The 3,830-nt window shown below is 60.3% G+C and carries 4 protein-coding genes and 1 pseudogene; 3 read left to right on the forward strand and 2 right to left on the reverse strand.

Translation table 11 applies throughout. The features are described 5' to 3' along the window. Both IC66_RS46980 and IC66_RS0142005 read left to right on the forward strand, forming a co-directional pair. Positions 1-1,085: Ulp1 family isopeptidase (locus IC66_RS46980; protein WP_244429252.1), on the forward strand; the 1,085-nt coding region annotated here is incomplete at its 5' end. Positions 1,086-1,447: 362 nt separating this feature from the next. After that, positions 1,448-1,769, forward strand: a pseudogene (locus IC66_RS0142005) (DDE-type integrase/transposase/recombinase); the annotation flags it as partial. 50 nt (positions 1,770-1,819) lie between these two features. Here the strand turns inward: IC66_RS0142005 and IC66_RS0142010 are convergent. Continuing rightward, positions 1,820-2,077, reverse strand: coding sequence for a WGR domain-containing protein (locus tag IC66_RS0142010; protein ID WP_011084508.1), 258 nt, complete (start codon positions 2,075-2,077; stop codon positions 1,820-1,822). A 569-nt stretch (positions 2,078-2,646) separates the two neighbouring features. Between IC66_RS0142010 and IC66_RS0142015 the strand changes: the two genes are divergently transcribed. Next, a complete protein-coding gene (locus IC66_RS0142015) occupies positions 2,647-2,868 on the forward strand; it encodes a hypothetical protein (RefSeq protein WP_014497999.1) in 222 nt (73 codons plus the stop codon). Positions 2,869-3,392: 524 nt separating this feature from the next. On the opposite strand, the gene IC66_RS0142020 is transcribed toward IC66_RS0142015, so the two are convergent. Next, positions 3,393-3,830: hypothetical protein (locus IC66_RS0142020; protein ID WP_244429253.1), on the reverse strand; the 438-nt coding region annotated here is incomplete at its 5' end.

Genomic DNA, 3,830 nt, shown 5'->3' on the forward strand with positions numbered 1-3,830 from the left:
GCTCAGACACCTACGGCGGTCTTGAGGTATCGTTTAATCCGAATTCGCCCACATCATTTGAGTTGCGCGACAATGCTTGGAGCCGGGCGCCTGGCTTTCCGCCGCCGTTTGCCGGGCCGGTACCGGGGCATCACCAGGGCGCTCAACAGCTCGGCTCGCCGCAGGGGCTTTCTCCGGTGTCCGCCCACTCGGACGATGACGCTTTGGCGTGGTTGAGCGAGGAGCTTGCGCGGCAGATGCAAGAACCGGCATCACCATCAACTGCCAGGGCTCAGGATCTCTATCGTGGGTTTGGGGCACTGCTTGATCCGGATGCGGCCGAGTTGGATGACAGTGCTCACTTTGCGCCAGCGCCTTCTGCCAGGGCTCGTTCAGACACCTACGACGGTCTTCCATTGGTTGATCTGACCGCGCCCGCACCGTCCCCATTGCGCGACGATATCGTGCGGCGGTTTCCGATCACCTCCTCCGATGCTCAGATCGGGGCGTTGAATCCGATAGCCTTGTCCCATAACAGCGGGCTGGTGCTCGAGGACACGGAATGGCTGGGCGACGAGCATATCCTCAGGGATTACCAGCTTCAGGAGCTGGATTTGCAGAGGAGCGATTCGGATCTCGCCGCCCGGACGCGGTTCGTAGATCCCCTCGAAGCGCTGCGGCTGCGCCTGGGCGCGGAGAGCGACGTGCTACGCGTATTCCATCGCATCGTCCATGATCGGCGTGATAACGATACAGCCGACTTCCTGTTGCTGCCAGTGAACGATGCCAGTGCTACGGACCGCGGCAGGCATTGGTCGCTGCTGTTCGTTGATCGCAGCAACCGGCAACGGCCTGTCGCCTATCACTACGATTCCTACGGGAGATACAACGAGACGCATGCAAGACAACTCGCAGAAAGGCTGAACCTCGCCCTGCAGCCCGCCGGCATGGCCCAGCAGCAGAACACTTATGATTGCGGCGTCTTTGTCGTGGACGGCACGCGGGAGCTGGTTAGGCAATTGGCGCAAGGACGGGAGCCAGACCAGCTGAACCTCAGCAACGTCGTTGCCAATCGGCAGGCACTGCAAGCGCGACTCAGGGGTTGATGTCGCCGTGGGCGGACCCTCGCGGCGCTTCTCTTTGAGCTTGAATGACGGCTGGAAGAAGTTCACCAGCAGGCGCGCCGCGGCGTAGAGACGTGCCATCACGCGGGCCGTCTCGCCCCCGTCGAAGCGCCCGTATCCGACGAGCCGCCGGACCACCGACAGCGCGATGCGGTTGTCGGCAAGGGCGAGCGCGCGACGCTGCGCTTCGGAAAGACCGGTCAGCTGACCGGCGCCTCGAGGAGACCGAGCTTTCGCGCGGCCAGGTATCGGCCTTCGCCCGCGATGATCGTGCCATCGCTGTCGACGAGCAGCGGGTACCGTCAAGTTAACGAATTGGAGCGGCCGAGGGGTAGACGACCGGCATGCCGACCGCCCGGGACCCTCTTTATCGCCGCCATCGCTTCCCATCGGAAGTGATCAGCTATGCCGTTTGGTTGTATTTCCGGTTTCCCAGCGGCTCCTGAAGAAGCTCTTGAAATCCGCCGGCACGCCGCCGCGCGTGATGATCACGGACAAGCGTTCGCACGGCGCTGCGAGGGCGAAGATGGGCTTTTTCGTCGAACATCGCCAGCACAGAGCTCTCAACAATCGGGCTGAGAATTCTCATCAGCCGACGCGGCAACGCGGCGGATCATGAAGCGTTTCAAATCGTCCCGTCAGGCTCAACGGTTTCTGTCACTTCACGTTCCAGGCATCGTAAGTGGATCCGTAATCCCCGGGAAATTGACGAAACCTCAGACTCTCTCCTCAGCAGAGGTGTATCCGCGCCTGCGCTTGGCGCGCTCCAGCCGTCCGAATGCTTCGCCCGCTTCAGCGCTGGCATCGAAAGTCTGCACCATCGTCTGGCCGGTCGTGCCGATCCGGCCCCAGTCGCGGATCAGCGAGACCCCGCCGAACAAGGTCGGTTGGATCGAAAGCAAGTAAAACCGCCGCATGTTGCGGGTGGTGTCGATGCGGCGAAGGTGAAGCGGCCCTAGCTTAAGGTTCGGCATGCATGGATTCTCGCTTCCTGTGGAAGCGAGGTCCAATGCTTTCTATGAATCGATCAGGGCCAAACGATTCATTCTCTCGCTACATCAATTGCACCAGGCGGGTGTCTTCGGACTGTGGCGATGATGTGGAGGCTCCACGGCCCGATTTGAACCCCACCGTCTCGCGGCAAAACCGAGACCGCAGTCTGAACTGATCGAGAAGCTCACTAAATCGCGCCGGAGCTCGGTCCAAGCATTGTCGATCCAGCAGCCTCAGCAAGGTTTGAAAGCTGACTAGGTGACATCGGTGCAGCCGTTGAGCGATCGACGGAGCAATTGCGGACGAACGGGAAATCGAAGTCCGGACACGGGTGAATTATGGAATGACACCCGGGCACTTCTTTGCCGGTGCTGCTGCAGAGAATCAAGCGCGCGATGTGGTCGGACATCGCCGACCTGCGTCTGGCAGCCCGACCAACCTTATGGGGTGTTGAAGAAGCGCGCGGCCTCTTAAAGGCCGCATTCTCTGTGGTAGGGCAGTATCTGAAAGCGCGTATGGCCGCGCAACCTGAGGCGAGAGGAGGATTCCGATGTTCGAGGCTAAAGACTATCGCGTGTGCTGCCATCACTTTGTCACCCCGACCGACCGCGCCGTCTACCCGGCGCAAGAGCCCTTACTAACCTACTCTGAGGCCCTCCGGCAGGTGCAGACCGAGCAGGCCAAGGGCTACATGGTGGCCTGGGTCATCGATCGCACCGGAGCAGGCGCCACCAATGAGATTGGTGGTTCGAACGCATCGGTTCGACGTTGATCGTAAGCGCAGCTCTGGCCCTTGGATTGGCGCTTGACGTCTGTTTTGATTACGGTGTGAGCCGGCACGGCTTCCACTTTTCCGACAACGTTGACGCTGGCCTCAAGCGCCTGCCTGTCGTCGAACCACTTTTTAGAGCTTGATCACATGATCGCAGCCGCGCCGAAGATCGAAGAGGCTGCAATGCCGTTTCCACGCCGAGTCACAAGCAGAAGAAACTCAACCAGGACTCGCGCTGGTCAGCGTCATCAGAAACTGTGCACGCTCGACAGGACGATCGAGCCAGTGCGTCGAGGTCTATTCCTGCATAGGAGGACGCGGCGAGGCGGCGGGAAAGTTGGAAGGTTGGGATCCAGCAAGGTCCCGATTCGCGCGCTGTACCTCGGCGGTCCCAAACACGAGGACGCAGAGAGGTCTGTTTTGGGCGCGGGATTTTGGCTGGGACACGAGCCCGTCAGAGCGTTGCCGCCGCCGCTCTGAAATGGTCGGGAAACCTTCCGATCGTGCGAGACTCTTATCTAACCTCACTTGTGATCCGCTCCCCTCGAGACTTTTGGAAGATATCCCAACTGCCGTTCCAGAGCAGCTAAGGTTCGACGGGCCGAATCCAATCTCGCAGTCGCCTCGACCAGGTCGGCCCATGTTTTATCCGACCGTGCAACCGCCGTGGAGCCGGTCTCAAACAGGTTGTTGTTGAGATGCGGGGCCGCTTCGCCTCGCAGGGCACGCTCCAAATCGAGCAGGGTGCTCGTCAGCGCTCGATGCGCGCACGCGTCCTCTCGTTCCAGGTTTTCCGCCACGTCGAGCGCCGCACGATAGTGTCGTATCGCTGCAACGACTCTGCTCTCGAGGTCGGGCTCATCGCTCATCTGCTTTTCTCTCCACGAATCTTTGAGCAATTTGTGTCGGTCTGAACGAGCAAAAATTGTAAGCGGAGCTTTTCTCCCATTTGATTGACTGGT

Origin of the sequence: Bradyrhizobium genomosp. III (assembly GCF_000261705.1) — a bacterium.
GTDB classification, from domain to species: domain Bacteria; phylum Pseudomonadota; class Alphaproteobacteria; order Rhizobiales; family Xanthobacteraceae; genus Bradyrhizobium; species Bradyrhizobium ottawaense.

Bases quoted from the DNA above. Each gene is read 5' to 3' on its own strand.
- IC66_RS0142015 (WP_014497999.1), top strand. From the start codon at position 2,647: ATGTTCGAGGCTAAAGACTATCGCGTGTGCTGCCATCACTTTGTCACC.
- IC66_RS0142010 (WP_011084508.1), bottom strand. From the start codon at position 2,077: ATGCCGAACCTTAAGCTAGGGCCGCTTCACCTTCGCCGCATCGACACC.